The sequence below is a fragment of the Streptomyces sp. NPDC038135 genome, from assembly GCF_055601245.1.
The window spans coordinates 30,471-49,480 of sequence record NZ_JBVJXS010000010.1 but is presented as its reverse complement, the minus strand read 5'-3'; the positions used below and the strand labels follow the sequence as shown (position 1 = coordinate 49,480).

General features: G+C 69.1%; 15 protein-coding genes. 12 read left to right on the top strand and 3 right to left on the bottom strand.

Going from position 1 to position 19,010, the window contains the following annotated elements; translation table 11 throughout:
• Positions 1 to 379: 379 nt before the first annotated feature.
• The gene (locus tag ACZ7JA_RS27440) at positions 380 to 802 is read right to left on the bottom strand and encodes a TipAS antibiotic-recognition domain-containing protein (RefSeq protein ID WP_470810956.1); all 423 of its coding nucleotides are present in this window, start codon (positions 800 to 802) and stop codon (positions 380 to 382) included.
• Between the two features lie 675 nt (positions 803 to 1,477).
• Here ACZ7JA_RS27440 and ACZ7JA_RS27435 point away from each other — a divergent pair.
• The 9 genes from ACZ7JA_RS27435 to pqqE all read left to right on the top strand — a co-directional run bounded on the left by ACZ7JA_RS27435 (position 1,478) and on the right by pqqE (position 11,120).
• The gene (locus ACZ7JA_RS27435) at positions 1,478 to 2,872 is read left to right on the top strand and encodes a LytTR family transcriptional regulator DNA-binding domain-containing protein (protein WP_470810954.1); all 1,395 of its coding nucleotides are present in this window, start codon (positions 1,478 to 1,480) and stop codon (positions 2,870 to 2,872) included.
• A gap of 77 nt (positions 2,873 to 2,949) precedes the next feature.
• A complete protein-coding gene (katG, locus tag ACZ7JA_RS27430) occupies positions 2,950 to 5,157 on the top strand; it encodes a catalase/peroxidase HPI (protein ID WP_351669521.1) in 2,208 nt (735 codons plus the stop codon).
• 432 nt (positions 5,158 to 5,589) lie between these two features.
• Positions 5,590 to 6,051, top strand: a complete 462-nt coding sequence (locus ACZ7JA_RS27425) for an MSMEG_3727 family PQQ-associated protein (protein ID WP_351669439.1) — start codon at positions 5,590 to 5,592, stop codon at positions 6,049 to 6,051.
• Positions 6,052 to 6,073: 22 nt separating this feature from the next.
• Complete coding sequence (locus ACZ7JA_RS27420; RefSeq protein ID WP_351669437.1) at positions 6,074 to 7,783, top strand: PQQ-dependent dehydrogenase, methanol/ethanol family; 1,710 nt, start codon at positions 6,074 to 6,076, stop codon at positions 7,781 to 7,783.
• Positions 7,784 to 7,830: 47 nt separating this feature from the next.
• On the top strand, positions 7,831 to 7,962 hold the full coding sequence (gene pqqA, locus ACZ7JA_RS27415) for a pyrroloquinoline quinone precursor peptide PqqA (RefSeq protein WP_351669435.1): 132 nt from the start codon (positions 7,831 to 7,833) through the stop codon (positions 7,960 to 7,962).
• Between the two features lie 109 nt (positions 7,963 to 8,071).
• Positions 8,072 to 8,959: a pyrroloquinoline quinone biosynthesis protein PqqB gene (gene pqqB / locus ACZ7JA_RS27410; protein ID WP_470810950.1), complete on the top strand. Its 888-nt coding sequence runs from the start codon at positions 8,072 to 8,074 to the stop codon at positions 8,957 to 8,959.
• Between the two features lie 4 nt (positions 8,960 to 8,963).
• Positions 8,964 to 9,662 carry a pyrroloquinoline-quinone synthase PqqC gene (gene pqqC / locus ACZ7JA_RS27405; protein WP_389298388.1) on the top strand — a complete coding sequence of 233 codons (699 nt, stop codon included), beginning with the start codon at positions 8,964 to 8,966 and terminating at the stop codon, positions 9,660 to 9,662.
• Between the two features lie 2 nt (positions 9,663 to 9,664).
• Positions 9,665 to 9,994 carry a pyrroloquinoline quinone biosynthesis peptide chaperone PqqD gene (gene pqqD, locus ACZ7JA_RS27400; RefSeq protein ID WP_389298386.1) on the top strand — a complete coding sequence of 110 codons (330 nt, stop codon included), beginning with the start codon at positions 9,665 to 9,667 and terminating at the stop codon, positions 9,992 to 9,994.
• Complete coding sequence (gene pqqE, locus ACZ7JA_RS27395) at positions 9,987 to 11,120, top strand: pyrroloquinoline quinone biosynthesis protein PqqE (RefSeq protein WP_470810947.1); 1,134 nt, start codon at positions 9,987 to 9,989, stop codon at positions 11,118 to 11,120. The genes pqqD and pqqE overlap by 8 nt, the downstream gene beginning before the upstream one ends.
• 66 nt (positions 11,121 to 11,186) lie before the next feature.
• Here the strand turns inward: pqqE and ACZ7JA_RS27390 are convergent, their stop codons facing one another.
• Positions 11,187 to 11,726 (bottom strand): manganese efflux pump MntP, encoded by a 540-nt coding sequence (locus ACZ7JA_RS27390; RefSeq protein WP_389454328.1) that lies wholly within the window; start codon positions 11,724 to 11,726, stop codon positions 11,187 to 11,189.
• A 318-nt stretch (positions 11,727 to 12,044) separates the two neighbouring features.
• Positions 12,045 to 13,283 (bottom strand): PucR family transcriptional regulator, encoded by a 1,239-nt coding sequence (locus tag ACZ7JA_RS27385; RefSeq protein WP_470810945.1) that lies wholly within the window; start codon positions 13,281 to 13,283, stop codon positions 12,045 to 12,047.
• A 235-nt stretch (positions 13,284 to 13,518) separates the two neighbouring features.
• Here ACZ7JA_RS27385 and ACZ7JA_RS27380 point away from each other — a divergent pair, with 235 nt between their 5' ends.
• From ACZ7JA_RS27380 to ACZ7JA_RS27370, 3 genes are all read left to right on the top strand, one after another.
• Entirely contained in the window at positions 13,519 to 15,339 is a 1,821-nt protein-coding gene (locus ACZ7JA_RS27380) for a GMC oxidoreductase (protein ID WP_470810943.1), read from the top strand.
• Between the two features lie 435 nt (positions 15,340 to 15,774).
• Positions 15,775 to 17,637: an alkyl/aryl-sulfatase gene (locus ACZ7JA_RS27375; RefSeq protein ID WP_470810941.1), complete on the top strand. Its 1,863-nt coding sequence runs from the start codon at positions 15,775 to 15,777 to the stop codon at positions 17,635 to 17,637.
• 65 nt (positions 17,638 to 17,702) lie between these two features.
• Entirely contained in the window at positions 17,703 to 19,010 is a 1,308-nt protein-coding gene (locus ACZ7JA_RS27370) for an MFS transporter (RefSeq protein WP_470810939.1), read from the top strand.

Genomic DNA, 19,010 nt, shown 5'->3' with positions numbered 1-19,010 from the left:
CCGTGGGGCTCGATCCTCTCCGCCACGGCCGCCCACTAGGCAGCTCAGAGCGACATCACTGCAATCTGACCTGGCTCAACGGTCGAGTGACTGCAGAACTCCCGTCCAAACACGTCTACGGGAAGTCACAGAGCGGAGCGGACCCCCCATTCCGCGCCTGCTCTGCCAAATCTGGGATCCCGGGCGTCCTCGTCGCGACCATTGACGAGTGGCTGTGACCCGCGGTCTTACGCGGCGCGTCCTCGTTCCACGCCGTCGGTAGAACGCTCACACACAAGACGCAGGCGAAGTCGTCCTCACGCACGAGGCTGCCTCGGCACCAGCCCGACACCCCGGACGCTGAACCCCGCCCTTGCGGATCCTGGCCCGTGTCGCCCGACTACGCCGAAGCCTCGGCCCCTGCGCGGGGGGCGAACCCGCTCCCCTGCTCGGCGAACACCTTGATCGCGGCGCCCAGGAACTCCACCATCCCGGAGTGGTAGGAATCGTGGAACGCCCTCATGGCCTCGTCCTCGGCGTAGAAGAGCGACATGCCGACGTAAGCCTCCCTCGAGGGCGTGTAGAACCGGCTGACGATGTCGAAGTGCCTGCGGACGAGCTCTTGGATCTGCTGGTCCCCTGGCAGGGAGCCGCCGTCCAGGAATGCCGTGATCTCCCGGTACAGGACGTCCCAGTCCTGGTGGACCTGCTCCTTGTCCACATGTTCCCAGTTGTTGGTCAGGGCAAGGCTTTTCGCCTGCTCCTCGGCCAACGCCCGGCGGCACTTGTCCTCGTAACTGTTCCCCACGGCACCGGTTCCCATCGTTTCGTCACCTCTGCGGTGGATCCCCGAGAGGCCGTCGATACGTCGACGTCGACCGGCCGCAGATGATCAACTGCCGGTCCAGGCCGAACGGTGACACAGAGCTACCGGGTGGGCAAACCCTTTCTCGGGCCCTCCGGCGCTCAGTCCCGGTCAGCCGGTGGTGGAAAGGTGCAGCTCGAACGGCGAGCCGTCGGGGCGGGGCGTTCAGCCGCTCGACCGCGCGGCCCGGATTCTCCCGGCGACGTCGCGCTGCAGGACGATCTCGGCCGGCAGCGGGCCGGTTCCATGACTGTTCGCCCGTGAGATCTGCCCGACCCGTGAGCCGTGACCATTCACAGTTCAAGATCCGTTTCCGGTACACGGCCGTAGTCGCTTCGTCACGTCGGTGATCTTGGTTTTCGTTGACGTCGTGCAGGACGCTGTGCGCACTGCGCACGACCTCCAGTTCCCCCCGGGGTTGAGGGCGCATACGCGGCCCGGAGGGGACGTGCACAGCCCGACGACCGTACCTAGGGTGGGAGGTGCAGGTGTGTGACACGGCCTGGAACGAGTGACGAAGCAGGAGGGCGCGCGACGCGGCGCCCAGTGAGCTGGAGGCCCGGCAGCGGAGACCGGCGCGGAGCGCGCGCACGTCGTCGGGCGTTGGGGATGGACCAGAGGCGGTTCTGAACCATGAGGGATGTACATCGGCTTGAGCCCACGTCGGCGGACCCGGGCGGTGGCAGCGTGCTCGCGGCGTGGGAGCGGTTCGTGCAGGGCGAGGATCACATTCCGGGTGTCCGGCCTCTGGTGGCGATCTCCTGGCATCGCTGCCGAGAGCAGTACCGGGTCGATCCTTACCTCACGGAGGCTCCGGTGGCCGTCGCGGAGTTCGGCCATGCCCCCGAGCATGATGTCGTGTTCGCTGAGCTGGGATTTCGTGCCGCCTCCGTGGCGCATGAAGTGGGCAGCCTGGGTTGCGTCGTCACCGTCACCGATGCCGCCGGGCGAATACTGGCCGAGTGGGGTGATCAGGCCACGCTCGCCAAGGCCGGCGGGTGCAATCTGGCGCCCTGGTTCTGCTGGTCCGAGTGTGCGGTCGGGACGAACGGTATGGGGACGGCGCTCGAGGCGCACGGTCCGGTACCGATCCGCGGTGCGGAGCACTGGTGCCGGGCGTTCCACGATTGGTTCTGCGCGGGTATGGCGGTGCGCGACGTGGTGACCACGGAACCGATCGCGGTGCTGACCATCTGCTGTTGGCGCAGCGAGCTTCCTGCGTCCGCGGAAAGCTGGCTGGCGAAGGCGGTGACCATGACCCAGCACCCGCTGAAGAGGCGCGCCAGGGATAGCGGCGCGGAGCTGGTCGCTGCATACACCCAGGCCAGGGGACGCTCCGGTGCGGCGCTCGCCGCGCTGGACACCGGGGGCAAGGTGGTGATCGCCGACGACATGGCAAGCGTGCTCCTGGGCGTCCCGGCGTGTACCCCGGCGGTCGACCCGACACTGCGTTGGAACCCCGGTTTGCCGGAGTTGATCGCGGCCGCCCGGTACGCCGCCGGCCAGGCGGCTCACAACCCGGACTGGGTGGGCTCGACGCAGATATTCGCCCATCTCGCCGACGAGCCGACATCGATCAGTTTCCGACCCGTCTTCTCGTCCGGGCACCTGATCGGGAACCTGGTCGCGTTCGGTGCGTCCGACGGGGCGCAGTTGCCCCAGGCGGAGGGTTCCGCGCACCCGTCGGTGCAGCCGCGTCGGCTGGTGGCGGTACGCGGCAACCGGATGGTGCTGCTGCAGCTGCCGGAGGTCTCCTTCGCTGAATCGATGGGGAACGACGTGTGGCTCTGCACCGAGCAGGGGCGACTGCGAGCCGCCTCTGTGAGCCTGGACAAGCTCGACAATGAGCTGGCGGATTTCGGTTTCCTGCGGGTGCACCGCCGGTACGTGGTCAACCTCAGCCGTGTCCGGGAGATCGAGCGGGGGGTCAAGGGCGACCTGGTTCTGATCATGGACGGCCGGGTGCGGGAGATGGTGCCGGTTTCCCGACGGAACGCGCCGGCCGTGCGTCGCGCGCTGGACATCTGACCAGGCGAGGCCGGCACGGCCCCTGGGCCCGGAAGGAGGTTCCCGTGTCTGACAATCCGGACGCTGTGAGCGGCGAGATGAACGCTGGGAGCGCGGGCGGCCTCGGCCTGTCCGCCTCGGCCGAGCACCGTCGTCGTCCAACCGGGGGTGCGGGCAACCGCGACTGGTGGCCGGACCAGCTCAACCTGACGGTGCTCCGGAACCACTCCGCCGTCGCCGGCCCGATGGGCGAGGACTTCGACTACGCCGCGGAGTTCCTCACGCTCGACCTCGACGCCCTGGCGCGGGACGTCGACGAGGCTCTGACGACGTCGCGGGAGTGGTGGCCGGCCGACTTCGGCCACTACGGGCCGCTGGTGATCCGCATGGTGTGGCATTGCGCCGGGACGTACCGCATCGCCGACGGCCGCGGTGGCGCGAGCACCGGCATGCAGCGTTTCGCGCCGCTGAACAGCTGGCCGGACAATCGCAACCTCGACAAGGCGCGCCGGCTGCTGTGGCCGATCAAGAAGAAGTACGGCCGCAAGATTTCGTGGGCCGACCTGATGATCTTCGCGGGGAACCGTGCCCTCGAGACGATGGGCCTGAGGACCTTCGGCTTCGCCGGTGGCCGGGCGGAGGTCTGGGGGCCCGACGAGGGGATCTTCTGGGGTCCCGAGCGCGCCTGGCTCGGAGACGAACGCCATGGCGGCGTCCGGGAGCTGGAGGACCCTCTCGCCGCGGTCCAGATGGGCCTGATCTACGTCAACCCGGAGGGGCCGAACACCGTCCCGGACCCGTTCACCGCGGCCCGGGACATCCGTGAGACGTTCCGGCGCATGGGGATGAACGACGAGGAGACCGTCGCGCTGATCGCGGGCGGCCATACGTTCGGCAAGACCCACGGCGCGGCCGACCCGGAGTCCTACCTCGGCCCCGAACCCGAGGGCGCCCCCCTTGAGGAGCAGGGCCTGGGCTGGAAGAGCAGCTACGGCACCGGAAAGGGCAGGGACACCATCTCCAGCGGTCTGGAGGGTACGTGGACACCCACCCCGACGAGATGGGACAACAGCTTCTTCGAGACCCTGTTCGGCTACGAGTGGGACCTGGAGCTGAGTCCAGCCGGTCTGTGGCAGTGGACCCCGAGGGACGGCGGCGGGGCCGGCACCGTGCCGGACGCCCACGACCCGTCGACGGCACACGCCCCGACGATTTTGACGACCGATCTCGCGCTGCGGTCGGACCCGGTCTACGAGCCGATCTCCCGGCGGTTCCTGGAGAACCCGGACCAGCTCGCGGATGCGTTCGCCCGGGTGTGGTTCAAGCTGACGCACCTCGACATGGGTCCGGTCCAGCGCTACCTCGGACCGCTGGTCCCCCGGGAGACGCTGCGCTGGCAGGACCCGGTCCCCGCGGTCGACCACGAGCTCGTCGGGGCGGCGGACATCGCCGCGCTCAAGAGCCGCATACTCGCCTCCGGGCTGTCGGTCTCCCAGCTCGTCTCGACCGCGTGGGCGTCGGCCTCGACGTTCCGCGTCAGCGACAAGCGTGGCGGGGCGAACGGCGCGCGTATCCGCCTCGAGCCGCAGCGGGGCTGGGAGGTCAATGAACCGGACGAGCTGGCACAGGTGCTGCGCACTCTCGAGGGGATTGCCAAGTCCTTCAACACCTCCCAGAGAGGGGACAAGAAGGTCTCGCTGGCCGACCTCATCGTGCTCGGCGGAGCCGCCGCCGTGGAACTGGCAGCCAAGCTCGCCGGCTACGACGTCCAGGTCCCGTTCACTGCGGGACGCACGGACGCCACGCACGAGTGGACCGATGCAGAGTCCTTCGCCCCGCTCGAGCCGAAAGCGGACGGGTTCCGCAACTACCGGGGCAAGGGCAACCGACTACCGCCGGAGCACCAGCTGGTCGACCGCGCGGACCTGCTGAACCTGACCGTGCCCGAGATGACCGTCCTGGTGGGTGGCCTGCGGGTGCTGGGCGCCAACTATCAGGGATCGCCGCTGGGCGTCTTCACCTCTGTGCCCGGGGCGCTCACCAACGACTTCTTCGTAAATCTCCTCGACACGGGCACGCAATGGCAGCCGACATCCGCGGCCGGGGAAATCTTCGAGGGTCGCGACCGCGCCACCGGCAAGGTCAAGTGGACCGGTAGCCGGGTCGACCTCGTCTTCGGCTCGAATCCCGAGCTGCGCGCCGTCGCGGAGGTCTATGCGAGCGACGATGCACGGGAGAAGTTCGTGCGGGACTTCATCGCCGCGTGGGACAAGGTCATGAACCTCGATCGCTACGACCTCGTATGATCCTCCATCGAGGTCAAGCCGCCAGGAGGGGCGTGCAGACCGGTCAGCGCGTGTGGACGGGCAGGTTGCGCCAGCACCTCCACGTCCGGCGACGGTTGTGTCAGTCTGCGGCCGGACCTGACGCGTCTCGCTGCAGTGCAGCCGGCTCCTGCCAACGGCGGCTATCCGGGTGCGAACGGTAGCTGGTGGCGGACGAGCGGCGTGAGTCGCCCGAACTGGGGCTCACCTTGTCGGTGTGATCCATCCGGCGTACCGTGCCTTTTGAGTACAGATATCTCACCCTTCTCGGTCTGACTCACCCGGCGTAGCGGACTATCAATTCAGAAAGAATATCCCCGCCGAGTGACAGGACACCCGGCCAGCGAAGTGTGTGCTTAAGCGCGCCTTATGCGAATTGGGCGCAGAGATTGGGATGAGGGGAGTGAAGCCCCCATGACGACCACGCAGGAGCGAGCCGACCTGCTGGACAAGATCGGGCTGGCCGCACAGAACAAAGCAGCGCTGGGGCAAGTGCTGGGAACCGGAAGCATTGGGCAGGCCACCGAGAAATCGGATGGCCACATGGAGGCCACAATTCGCATCCACCCGGATGAGCTGACCTTTGATCCCTCCATTCTCGTTATGCCTCACGGAGGCGATATCGAGCTGGATCTCGTCAACGACGACCAGAATACGCACTGCGCGCTCCTGCCGAGCAACGGCGACCGGAAGTTCATCTGGCTGGTGAACCATTCACACGGACGCGCGCACCTCAACCTCGACGGGCCGGGCTACTACTGGTACGCCTCGCCCACCGGCAACGACGAGGGGCGGGGGCTGACCGGGGCCATCGTCGTCCTGGGGGACGCTCCGCCAGAGGCCCGCCTCGACCGTCCCGAACAGCCGCGGCCGTAGCAACAAGTAGGAGGTGGAGGAAATGACCGTCGACTACGCCGACTACGTCGACGCGGGTGAGGCTGTCGATCAGGGAGCCCTGAGCGGCAAGGTTGCGGGCGGCGAGGTCGCGCCGCCGGTAGTGGCCGGCGTCGACTACGAACGCATACTCAACGCCCGCGAGGAACCCCAGAACTGGCTCACCTACTACGGCGCCTATAACGGGCAGCGGTACAGCCCGCTGGATCAGATCAACACCGAGAACGTCAAGCGCATGGTCCCCGCCTGGGTCTTCCAGGCCGGCACGACCGGCCTGATCGCGGGCGCGTCAACCTATTCGTTCGAGGCAACCCCGATCGTCGTCGACGGGGTCATGTTCGTCTCCGGCTGGGACGGCTGGGTCTGGGCCCTCAACGCGAAGACGGGCGTGGAGATCTGGCGGTACAAGCACGCGGTCCCCTTCGACGTGTCCTTGTGCTGCGGGAACGTGAACCGCGGGGTCGCCGTCGCTCAGGGGAAGGTCTTCTTCGTCACGGCGAACGCCCGTATCCTCGCGCTCGACGCCACCACCGGCAAGCGGGTCTGGGACAAAACCTACGGAGACGTCCGAGCCGGAGAAAGCGCCACGGTCGCCCCGCTGATCGTGAAGAACATGGTCATCGTGGGCAGCTCCGGCGGCGAGTTCGGCGTGCGCGGCCACCTCGACGCGTTCGACCTCGAGACCGGCGAACACCAATGGCGCTGCTACACCGTGCCGAAGCCCGGAGAGCCCGGCTCGGAGACCTGGCCCGCCGACGGCGAGGCCTGGGCACGGGGCGGCGCGAACTGCTGGGTCACCGGCACCTTCGACCCGGAGACGAACCTCCTGTACGTCGGCACCGGTAACCCGGCGCCCGACTTCGACGGAGGTGTCCGCGAGGGCGACAACCTCTTCACGGACAGCGTCATCGCCGTCGACGTGGACAGCGGTCAGATCCGCTGGCACTACCAGTGCACTCCGCACGACCTGTGGGACTACGACAGCATCGCCGAGTGCATCCTGTTCGAGCACGACGGGCGCAAACTGCTCGGGCACTTCGACAAGAACGGCTACTTCTTCGTACTCGACCGGACCAACGGCGAGAGAGTACACATCACCCCGTTCGTGGACCGGATCACATGGGGAGCGATCACGAGGGACGGCCAGGTGACGGCCAAGGTGTACCCGGACAAGGAGGGAGAACCGGTCCACTTCTACCCGGGCCCGGCCGGCGCCAAGGAATGGACCCACGCGGCCTACAGCCCGAAGACCCAGCTCTTCTACGTCCCGGTCCAGGACACCGGCGCCACGGCCACGCGGCGACGCCGGGAGTTCAAGGAAAGCATTCCGTACTGGGGTGCGGGCGTTCAGGTGGACATTGAGGACATGGCAGGGTCCATCAGCGCCTTCGACGCAGGCGGTGAGGAGAAGTGGCGCTGGCGCAACGAACTCCCGATGTGCGCCTCGGTGCTGGCCACCGGCGGCGACCTGGTGTTCGCCGGTGAAGCCTCCGGGGAGTTCAACGCGCTCGACGCCCGCACCGGCGAGCTGTTGTGGCAGTTCCAGTGCGGAAGCGGCCACCACAGCAGCCCGAGCACCTACATGGTCGACGACAGGCAGTACATCGCCGTGCCGGTCGGTTGGGGCGGCTGGGCCGAGGGGTTCCTCCCCGGCATGCTCGGCGCGGGGCACGGCAGCGCCCTGATCGTCTTCGCCCTCCCTGAACCGTCGTAGCGCACGACCGGAGCCCGCCGCAGTCCGCGCGGAAAGGAGGTGAATCCATGGAATCCCAGCTCACTGCGTGGGAGACCCCCGAGACGGAATCTCAACTCGCCGCGTGGGAAACGCCCGAGTTCGACGAGATAGCCGTCGCGGCCGAGGTGACCATGTACCTCGATCGGTTGGAGGAGTAGCGGATCCGGGGCGGCGCCGGACCTGGTCCGGCGCCCCCGGACAGCCCGGGACGGCCCCGGACGGCCGCGCCGGCAACGGCCCCGGATATACGGCGAACGGAGTGCTGGCGTGTTGCTGCGCGTACTGGGCTCGGCGGCAGGGGGCGGCTCCCCGCAGTGGAACTGCGGCTGCCCGGTGTGCACCGAAGTCCGCTCACGGTCCGGCCTCGCCCGCACCCAGTCGTCGGTCGCGGTCAGCACCGACCGCCGCCGGTGGTTCCTCATCAACACCTCGCCCGACGTCCGCACCCAGATCGAGGCCTTCCCCGCCCTGCACCCGCGCGGCGACCGGACGACACCGCTGGAGGCGGCGCTGCTCACCGACGCCGAGCTGGACCACACACTCGGCCTGCTTCTGTTGCGCGAGGCCCGCACCCTGCGGCTGTACACCACACCGGCCACGCGCACGACACTGTGTGACGGCTCGGGAATTCTGCCAACCCTCGAGCGCTACTGCCCGGTCGAGTGGCGTGCAGCGACTCCCGGCGCCGACCTCGCCCTGGCGGACGGGCTGTCCTGCCGGGTCTTCGACGTACCCACCACCAAACCCGCCCGGTTCGCAGCCGCGGTCGACCACGGTCGCGTCGTCGGCTACCGGCTGACCGACCAGCGCAGCGGGGGAACGTTGGTGTACCTGCCCGGGGTGCAATCGCTGACGCCGGCGCTGCGTATGGAGATCGAGGACTGCACATGCCTGTTGATCGACGGGACCTGCTGGCGCGACGACGAACTCGTCCGACTCGGCCTGTCCGGCAAGACGTCCCGGGAGATGGGCCACCTGCCCATCGACGGCCCGGACGGCAGCCTTGCCCAACTCCCCTCGCTGCGTGCGGGGCGGACGATCTTCGTGCACATGAACAACACCAACCCCATCCTCCTGGAGGACACACCCGAACGGCGTACCGTGGAGGAAAGCGGCATGGAAGTGGCCGTAGACGGCCTCGAGGTCCAGGTGTAGAGCCGTGACGACAACAACCACGACAACCGGCGCCGACGACTTCGTCGAGAGCTTGCGGGCCCACTCGCGGCAATACCACGATCAGCACCCGTTCCACGTCCGGATGAACGCCGGCAGGCTCAGCCGCCGACAGATCCGTGGCTGGGTCGCCAACCGCTTCTACTACCAGGAGAACATCCCCCGCAAAGACGCCGCGATCCTCTCCAACTGCCCCGACCTGGACGTCCGCCGCCGCTGGATCCGACGCATCATCGACCACGACGGTACCGCCGACGGCGAGGGCGGCATCGAGGCATGGCTGCGCCTCGGCGAAGCCACGGGGCTGACCCGCGAGGAGGTCCGCGACCACCGGCACCTGGTACCCGCTGCGCGGTTCGCCGTCGACGCCTACGTGAACTTCACCCGGACCCGCCCCTGGGTGGAAGCAGTGGCGTCCTCGCTCACCGAGCTGTTCGCGCCCGACCTGATGGCGGCCCGGCTGCAGGCATTCGAACGCTGGTATCCGTGGATCGACCCCGCGGGCCTTGCCTACTTCCGCTCCCGTCTGGAACAGGCGCCCCGCGACTGCGAACACGCCCTCCAGGTGGTCACCGCGTACTGCCTCTCCGCCGAGTCCCAGGCGCGTGCCGTCGACGCGCTGTCGTTCAAGTGCGACGTCCTGTGGAGCCTGATGGACGCCATCGACCAGGCCTACCCGGAGTGACCATGGACCCGACCCACACCGCAACGACCCGGACCGGCACCAGAATCCGACCCGCCGTCGGAATATCGGCCCTTGACCGGCCCCGGCTGTCGCGCCATGTCCGGCTGGCCTTCTGCCGGACCAGGAGGCGCCGAATTCTGCTGCACCCCGAGACGGTGGTGATTCTGAACGGCAGCGGCGCGGCCGTCCTCGAGCTGTGCGACGGGCGGCACACCGTGGCCGAGATCGTCACCGAGCTGGGCGCGCGCTATCAGACCGTCCCCGAGGACGAGGTGCGACAGTTCTTGACCCGGCTCGTCTCCCGGCGCTGGCTGGAGCTCACCGATGGATAGCCCGTTCGGACTCCTGGCCGAGCTCACCTACCGGTGCCCACTGGCCTGCCCCTACTGCTCCAACCCGCTGAACATGGCCGGCTATCAGGACGAGCTGACCACCGAGGAGTGGCGGCGCGTGCTGACCGAGGCAAGCGACCTGGGCGTCCTCCAGTGCCACCTGTCGGGAGGGGAGCCACTGCTGCGGCGCGACCTGGCGGAGATCGTGACGCACGCCCACGACCTCGGCCTCTACACCAACCTCATCACCAGCGCCCTCGGGCTCTCGCGATCGAGGGCCGAGGAGCTACGGGCCGCCGGCCTGGACCACGTGCAGATCAGCATCCAGGCCGACGAACCGACGGTGTCCGACCGGATCGCCGGCACCCCCTCCTTCCAACGCAAGATCGAGGCAATGCGCATCGTCAAGGAACTGGGGTGGCCGCTCACCATCAACGTGGTGCTGCACCGGCACAACATCGACCGCATCGCCGACCTGTTCGAACTGGCCGAGGACGTGGGCGCCGACCGGCTGGAGCTGGCCAACACCCAGTACTACGGATGGGCCTGGCGAAACCGTGACGCGCTGCTGCCGAGCCGGGCCCAGCTCGAAGCGGCCGAAGTCGTCGTGCGGGCGGCACGCGAGCGGCTGCGGGACCGCATGGACATCATCTACGTCATCCCCGACTACTACAGCCGCTTCCCGAAGCCCTGCATGGGCGGCTGGGCCTCTCGGCAACTGACCGTAACGCCGAACGGCGACGTCCTGCCCTGCCCGGCTGCCCAGCCCCTGCCGCTGCCGCGGGCCAGCGTGCGCGACGACCCACTGGAGCGGATCTGGGCCGAGGCCCCCGTGATGACCGCGTTCCGGGGAACCGACTGGATGCCAGAGCCCTGCCGGAGCTGCTACCGGCGGGAGTTGGACTTCGGCGGGTGCCGCTGCCAGGCGTTCCTGCTCACTGGTGACGCCTCCCGCACCGACCCGGTCTGCTACCTCTCACCCGACCACGACCTCGTCATCCGGGCAGTCGAGGCCGCCAACACCCACCCGCGTGCCGGCGATCCTCCGCTGATCCCCCGCCCGCACCGGCCAGGTCTGCCACCTGTCACCCGTCCACATGGTCGCCAAGGCGATCGAAGGCGCTGACGCCGACTCGTAACTCGGCGACCTTCCTTCCTCCCCGCCCGCGGGCCCGCCTCCCGGCGGAGCGGATCAGTTGCCGAACCACAACGGCAGCGCCGCAGCGGCGATGATCAAGGTGACCCCGCTCAGCAGGTCCGAGCGGATCCGGATGAGGCGCGCCGCGGCTCGCCCGAGCTGCAGACCGAGCAGCGACAACACTGCCGTCATCAAGCCGAACGTTGCCGCCGAGAACCACGGCGAGAGACCAAGAACTCCCAGGCTCGCCCCGGCGAACAAATTGTCCAGGCTCAGCGTCAACGGAATACCGAACAACGCCCAAGGGTGGTCCAACTCCTCCGGCTCCGGGTTGCGAACGGACGAGATGACGAGGTAGAGACCGTACCCACCGAGCGCGGCCGCGCCCACCACATCGGCGACGCCCCCTACGAATTCCCCGATCCGGCGACCGATCAACAGCCCGACCAAGGGCATAACGGCGTCCCACAGTCCGAAGGTCAGCGCGACCTGCACCGCGCGCTTCAAGCCGAACGGGACCGTGCCGAGCGCGATCGATACTCGGAAATTGTCGAGACTGAGTACGAAGCCCAGGACCAGTATTTCCCAGATCATGGCGATGCAACTGCCCGATGAAGACCGGCGTTAGAGAAAGCGACTCTGCTTCGACTCACTTCCATCATGCCTACAGGGTATCTCGGCAGGACCGACCAAAAAACCCGGCAAGCCGAATTCTCGGCGGAGTTTCGACGCTACTCACCCGAGCGTGACCAGCGCATACAACGACTCACAGTTCGAGCCAGCACGGCTCAGTAGGTTAGTACGACGAGAGTGACGTCGAATGCGTACCGGACGCGTAGCGCCTCCCTGGAGACTCCGAAGGTCTGGATCTCGTCCGCGCCTCGCTCATACGCCACAGAAAAGAGGGGCCGCTCACCGCGGCAGTGCCCGGCTGCCGAGGCGGTGCAGGAGTTCCAGGGCGAGGGACACGGCCAGGCGGCGCTCGGTGATCCGGTATCCCAGCAGCTTCTCGGCGCGGGCGACCCGGTGCAGCACGGTGTTGCGGTGGGTGTGCAGTCGCTCGGCCGCCCGCGGGGCGTTTCCGCCTTCGTCGAGGTAGACCCGCAGGGTCGACCGCAGGGTGAGGTGCGCCGGGTCGGCGCCGCGCAACGGACCCAGGGTGGAGGTGATGAACTCCGCCATGCGCTCCTCGTCCTGGCTGACGAGGGCGACGGCTTCGATCTCGTGATAGGCGGTGAACTGCTCTCCGCCAGGTGCGCCGGCGAGGAGCCGCTGGGCGGCGAGCGCCGCGGCGTGGCTGCGCCTGAACCCGGTCACGCCGTCGCGGAGCGGTCCGAGGACCGCGCGGACCCTGGGAGCCGAGGCAACCATGGCGTCGCGTAGTTCCTGCCAGTCCGGCTCGTGGCGGACGGGAAGCCAGGCCCACAGCGTGCGCGTGCCGGCAGGCAGGGTGAGGGGCGGCCGTGAGCAGGCCGCCATCGAGAGGGTTCCGGCAGCCTGCTCGAGCATCCCGTGGACCTCGCCCGGCGGATCGGACCACAGCACCGCGGCGACGTGCCGTCCGGTCAGGTCGTAGTTGAGCTGCCGGCCGGCTCGTTCAAGGCTGATGGGGGCACCGTCGAGAAGGAGCCGGATCGTCTCCGTTCTCCGGGCCAGTGCCCCGGAGAGCAGGTCCTGGCGTTCCTGCTGCATTCGCTTGATGACGGCGTCCAGGACACGGTCGACGTACTCGTACATCAGGGCCGAGGACACTTGGAGCACCTCGACCAGGTCGCCCCGGGACGGGATGTTCACGGCCGCGAGGTCCATCCACCGCCGCCATGCCACGTTCTGGCCCCTGCGATACGACTGCACGAGGGCGTCGAGTTCGGCACCACGGCGCACCAGCGTCCGGGCCAGGTCCAGGGTCTCCAGAGGTACGTCCCGGGAGACCGGCTCACCGGGGCGCCGTTGCATGGCGGTCAGCCAGCGCAGCACGTTCGCCCGGCTGCTGGCCCGGCTCTCGGCGGCCAGTGTGGGGTCCTCGGCCAGTACCGGGGCCACCTCGAAAATGGCTGCGTCGATGTCCGCGAGGAGGGCGTCGACCTCGTCGAGGAGCCGTCCGGCGACCAGCTTGAGCAAGGACGCGATGTCCGGGGCGGCAGACTCCATGTCGTCACGCTACCCACGCCGGTGCAGCAGCACAACGGAGACCACTGGTGCTGGGCGACCGCACATCCTTCCGGCCTGCCGGACCCGCTTAACGTAGGCCCACACCTGCAGCGGGAGGCGCAGAGCGGTCGGCAGCGACGATCGCTCGCGGACCAACCCCGTGGGGCCGGCTCCCGGAGTGGCCCTGCTCTTCCCCAGGCGGTGGCCGCCCTCGTCCCGCCCTCGGAGGCTGACCATGACAACTCCCGCCGCGCCCCGTGATCACGGCCGGCCGCCGGAGGAGAAGGAGCTCGACTACGACGTCGTCGTGGTCGGTTCCGGCTTCGGCGGCTCGGTGGCCGCGCTGCGCCTGACCGAGAAGGGCTACCGTGTCGCAGTCCTGGAGGCCGGCCGCCGCTTCACCGCCGCCGACCTGCCGAAGAACTCGTGGGACCTGCGCAACTACCTGTGGGCCCCCGCTCTGCGCCTCTACGGCATCCAGCGCATCCACCTGCTGCGCAACGTGCTCGTCCTGGCCGGCGCGGGCGTCGGCGGCGGCTCCCTCAACTACGCCAACACCCTGTACGTGCCGCCGAAGGCGTTCTTCAACGATCCCCAGTGGGGCCACATCACCGACTGGCAGAAGGAGCTGGCGCCCTTCTACGACCAGGCGCAGCGCATGCTCGGGGTGCGTCTCAACCCCACGCTCACCCCTTCCGACGTCCACCTGAAGACGGTCGCCGAGAACATGGGCGTGGGCTCCAGCTTCCACATGGCGCCGGTCGGCGTGTTCTTCGGTGACGGCAAGGACTCGGACTGCGGTCGCCGAGTGCAGCCGGGTGAGGAGGTCGACGATCCGTACTTCGGCGGCGCGGGGCCTGCTCGCCGGGCCTGCACCGAGTGCGGCGAGTGCATGACCGGATGCCGCCACGGCGCCAAGAACATGCTCACCAAGAACTACCTGCATCTCGCCGAGCGCGGCGGTGCCGAGATCCACCCGCTCACCACGGTCACCCGGATCAGGGAGGAGGGCGACGGTTACATCATCGACACCCGTCGCACCGACTCCCGCAGGCGCGGGCAGCGCAGCCTCACCGCCGGCCGTGTCGTGGTCGCCGCAGGCACGTACGGCACCCAGACCCTGCTGCACACCCTCAAGGCACGCCGGGACCTTCCGCACATCTCCGACCGGCTGGGCCACCTCAGCCGGACCAACTCCGAGGCCATAGTCACCGCGCAGACCACCGACCGCCGCTACGGACGCCATGCCGACTTCACCAAAGGCGTGGCGATCACCTCCTCGATTCACCCGGACGAGAACACCCACATCGAGCCGGTCCGCTACGGCAAAGGCTCGAACTCCATGGGTCTGCTGGCCGTACTCCAGGCCCCAGGTGGCGGCCGCGCCCCTCGATGGCTGAGTTTCCTCGCCACCGCCGCCCGGCACCCGCTCCTCTTCGCCCGCTCGCTGAACAGGCGCCGCTGGTCGGAGCGGGCCATCATCGGCCTGGTCATGCAGTCCCTGGACAACTCCCTCACCGTCTCCCTCAAGCGCGTGCGCCGGGGCAAGGGCGTGCTGACCTCCCGCCAGGGACACGGAGCCCCCAACCCGACATGGATCCCCGCGGCGGAGCAGGCCGCCGGACTGCTCGCCGACGAGATCAACGGCTTCCCGGGCCACACCGTCGGTGAACTCCTCGACATCCCCTTGACCGCGCACTTCATCGGCGGCTGCCCCATCGGCGACAGCCCTGAGACCGGCGTGGTCGACCCTTACCACCGCCTCTACGGGCACCCGGGGATCAGCGTCGTCGACGGCTCCACCGTCTCCGCCAACCTGGGCGTCAACCCCTCCCTCACCATCACCGCCCAGACCGAGCGTGCCATGTCCATGTGGCCCAACAAGGGCGAAGGCGACTCCCGGCCCGCCCAGGGCGAGTCCTACCGCTACACCCCTCCGGTCAAGCCGACTCGTCCCGTCGTTCCGCACACTGCCTTCGCAGCCCTGCGCCTCCCGCTCCTCCCCTGTCCCACGATCCGCACGAAGGCCGCCGACAACCTCCAGCGCGACCATTGACCCGCAAAGGAGCGGCGCTTGTGGTCGGCCTGGACGGAACGGCCGCGGCCGGGAGATCCCCGAGACAGTGGCCCGAGCCCTGTCTCGTGCAGGAGCCGTCCGGCGGCGGCGGTCCGGTTGCAGGCTCACCCGCCACCGCGTCGTGATCACGCCGGCCGGGAGGCCGCGCGCGGCCGCGGCCAGGTGGTCCGCGGGACCACCGAAGCGCTGAGCATGTGGTTCGCCGGGTGCGAAAGCGTCGCCCATGAACTTCTATCCGGTCCGTGACGCGTGAGCGACTCGGCTCCACCGCCCGTCGCCCCGTGCGCATTGCTCGGCTCCCGAACCGCGGCACGGTCGCGGACGACGCCCTGGTGTCTCACGGCGCGCACTGACCATCACCCCGCGCTGAGCACCTGTGCCCTCTTGACCAGCCACCAACCGAAAGCAGGCATCGTGAACGCGAGCGAACTCGACTGGGACGACCCGACCGACCTGAACAACGCCACCCGGGGCCTGGTCGGACGTCTCGACCCGTGCATCATCCGCGACGCGACCGGCCGTGTCGTCTGGGACAACGAGCGGTGGTCCTTCCTGGAGCAGGACTGCCCGGACACCGCCAACCCCAGTCTGTGGCGGCAGGCCCGACTCAACGCCGTGGACGGCCTCTTCGAGGTCGTGCCGGGCGTGTACCAGATCCGCGGCTTCGACATCTCCAACATGACCCTGGTCGAGGGCGACTCCGGAGTGGTCGTCATCGACCCGCTGATCAGCGAGGAGTGCGCCGCTGCCGGGCTCGCCCTCTACCGCAGCCACCGTGGTGAACGGCCGGTCAGCGCCGTCGTCTACACCCACAGCCACCTGGACCACTTCGGCGGCGTGGACGGCGTGGTGGACCGTGCGGACGTCACCGCCGGCCGCGTACCGGTGATCGCCCCGGAGGGCTTCATGGAGCACGCGGTCGGTGAGAACGTCATCGCCGGGCCGGCCATGCTCGTTCGTGCCGGCTACATGTACGGCAGGCCGCTGTCGGCCGATCCCACCGGGATGATCGGCTTCGGCCTGGGGCAGGCCACCTCCGACGGGCGCGTCGGACTGATCGCCCCCACCGCGCTGATCACCCGCACCGGGGAGGAGCTGGTCGTCGACGGGGTCCGGATGCTCTTCCAGCTGACGCCGGGCACCGAGGCACCCAGCGAGATGAACTTCCTGCTGCCCGACCACCGGGTGCTGCTGGTGGCCGAGAACGCCAACCACACACTCCACAACGTGCTGACCCTGCGCGGCGCCGAGGTCCGCGACGCCCAGGCTTGGGCCGGATACCTGACGGAGACCGTCCAGCTCTTCGCCGACCGCGCCGACGTGCTGATCGGCTCCCACCACTGGCCCACCTGGGGCCGCGCGGAGCTCACCGCGCTCCTCTCCGACCAGCGGGACGCCTACGCCTACCTCCACGACCAGACCGTGCGCCTGATGAACCGCGGCCTGACCGCGACGGAGATCGCCGAGGAACTGCAGGAGTTCCCGGCAGACCTGGGCAGCGCCTGGCACGCCCGGGGCTACTACGGCACGCTCAGCCACAACAGCAAGGCCGTGTACCAGCGCTACATGGGCTGGTATGACGGCAACCCGGCCCATCTGTGGCAGCTCCCTCCCGCGGAAGCGGGCCGGCGCTACATCGACTTCATGGGTGGCGCCGAGGCCGTGGTGAGCAAGGCCCGTGAGTCCTTCGACACGGGCGACCTCCGCTGGGTCGCGGAGGTGCTCAATCACGTGCTGTTCGCCGAACCCGACCACACCGAGGCCCGGGAGCTGCAGGCCACGACCTTCGAACGACTCGCCCACGGCGCCGAGAGCGGCATCTGGCGCAACTTCTATCTCTGCGGAGCCCGGGAACTTCGGCAGCCCCCCGAGGCCCGGCGCGCCACGGTCGACGGCTCTCCCGACCTGACGATGATTCCGGCCCTCTCCACGCAGCAGATCTTCCAGGCCTGGGCGGTCCGCCTCGACGGCCCGGCGGCCGCGGCCCACCGGCTGCTGCTGCGCTGGGAGTTCACCGACACGGCGGAGACGTGGACCCTGCTGCTGGCCAACGGGGTCCTCACCCCGATGCGCGGCGACGCCCCCGGCGGCGGGCAGCCGGACGTCGTCATCCGGTTGACCAGGGCGGAGTTCGACCGGGTGCTCTGCGGCACGGCGACTTTCGCGGCGGCCGTGACCGCCGGCGGGATCAGCGTCGAGGGCGACCGGCAGGTTCTGCCCACCCTGCTGGGCCTGCTGGAGGAGCCCGCCGGCACCTTCCCGATCGCCCTGCCCTAGGTGCGCTCCGCTCGCCTGAACCCCGTCCGATTCCCGTCCGCCGCAGCCACCTTCATGGAGCCATCGTGACCGACAACGACGTAGTCCCCGTCAGATCCGACGACTTCTCCCCACGGGCACCCGACTCCCGGCGTCGGGCGTGGATCGTCACCGGGTTGCTCGTGGTCTTCATGATGGTCAATTTCGCCGACAAGTCCGTCATGGGTCTTGCGGCCGACTCGATCCGCCGCGACCTCGGCCTGTCGGCGACGTCCTTCGGACTGGCCAACAGCGCGTTCTTCCTGTTGTTCTCCGTCTGCGGCGCCGCGGTCGGGCTACTGGCGGACCGGGTACGGCCGCGGTGGCTGCTGCTGGGAATGGCGCTGCTGTGGTCGATCGCCCAGGCACCCATGGCGCTGGGCGGCGGACTCGCCATGCTGGTCGCCTCCCGGATCGTGTTGGGCGCAGCCGAGGGGCCGGCCTTCCCCATCGCCCAGCACAGCGCCCTGTCCTGGTTCCCCGACCGCAAGCGCAACCTGCCCGGCTCTCTGATCACCCTCGGTACCACCCTGGGCGTCGTGCTCGCGGCCCCAGGGCTGACCTGGGTGATCCACCATCACGGCTGGCGCTCCGCCTTCGCCGCGGTCGCGGCCGTGGGCGTGCTCTGGGCCGCGGTCTGGGCCAACCTCGGCAGGGACGGCAGCCATGCAGCCGATACCCCGGCGAACGCCGGTATCGAGGCCGGCGCCCCGAACCACGCCGACGCCCCCTACCTGCGCATCCTCCGCACCGGTAGCTGGATCGGCAGCACGGTCGCCTTCTTCAGCGCCTACTGGTTGACCGCACTGGCGCTCGTCTGGGTGCCCTCCTACCTGCGGGACGGGCTGGGTCACTCGGACACCGCAGCGGCCAATCTGGTCGCTGCGCTCTGGGCCGTCAACGGCCTCGCCATGCTGGGCCAGGCGGGACTCACCGGATGGCTGCTGCGTCGCGGCGTGAGCAGCCGCTGGGCCCGCGCCCGCGTCGGCGGCGTCACGCTGATCGCCTGCGCCCTGTGCTGTCTCGGCCTGTCGCAACTGGCGGGCGGAGCAGTCGCCGTCGTATTGCTGATCGTCGGGTTCGGCCTGCCCGGGCTCATGGTGAGCGTGGCGGTGACGTCGGTGGCCGAACTCGTCCCCGGCCGGCGCCGCGGGGGCGCCCTGGGCCTGATGACCGCCGTGGTCACGACGGCCGGCCTGGTCGCCCCTGCCCTGACCGGCTACCTCGTCGACACTCAGGGCACAGCCGGTTACCGGCACGCCGTGCTGCTCGTGGGCGTGCTCCTGCTAATCGGCGGTACCGCTGCCGCCGCCCTGATCGACCCGGCCCGCGACGCACGCCGCCTGGCTTCATGA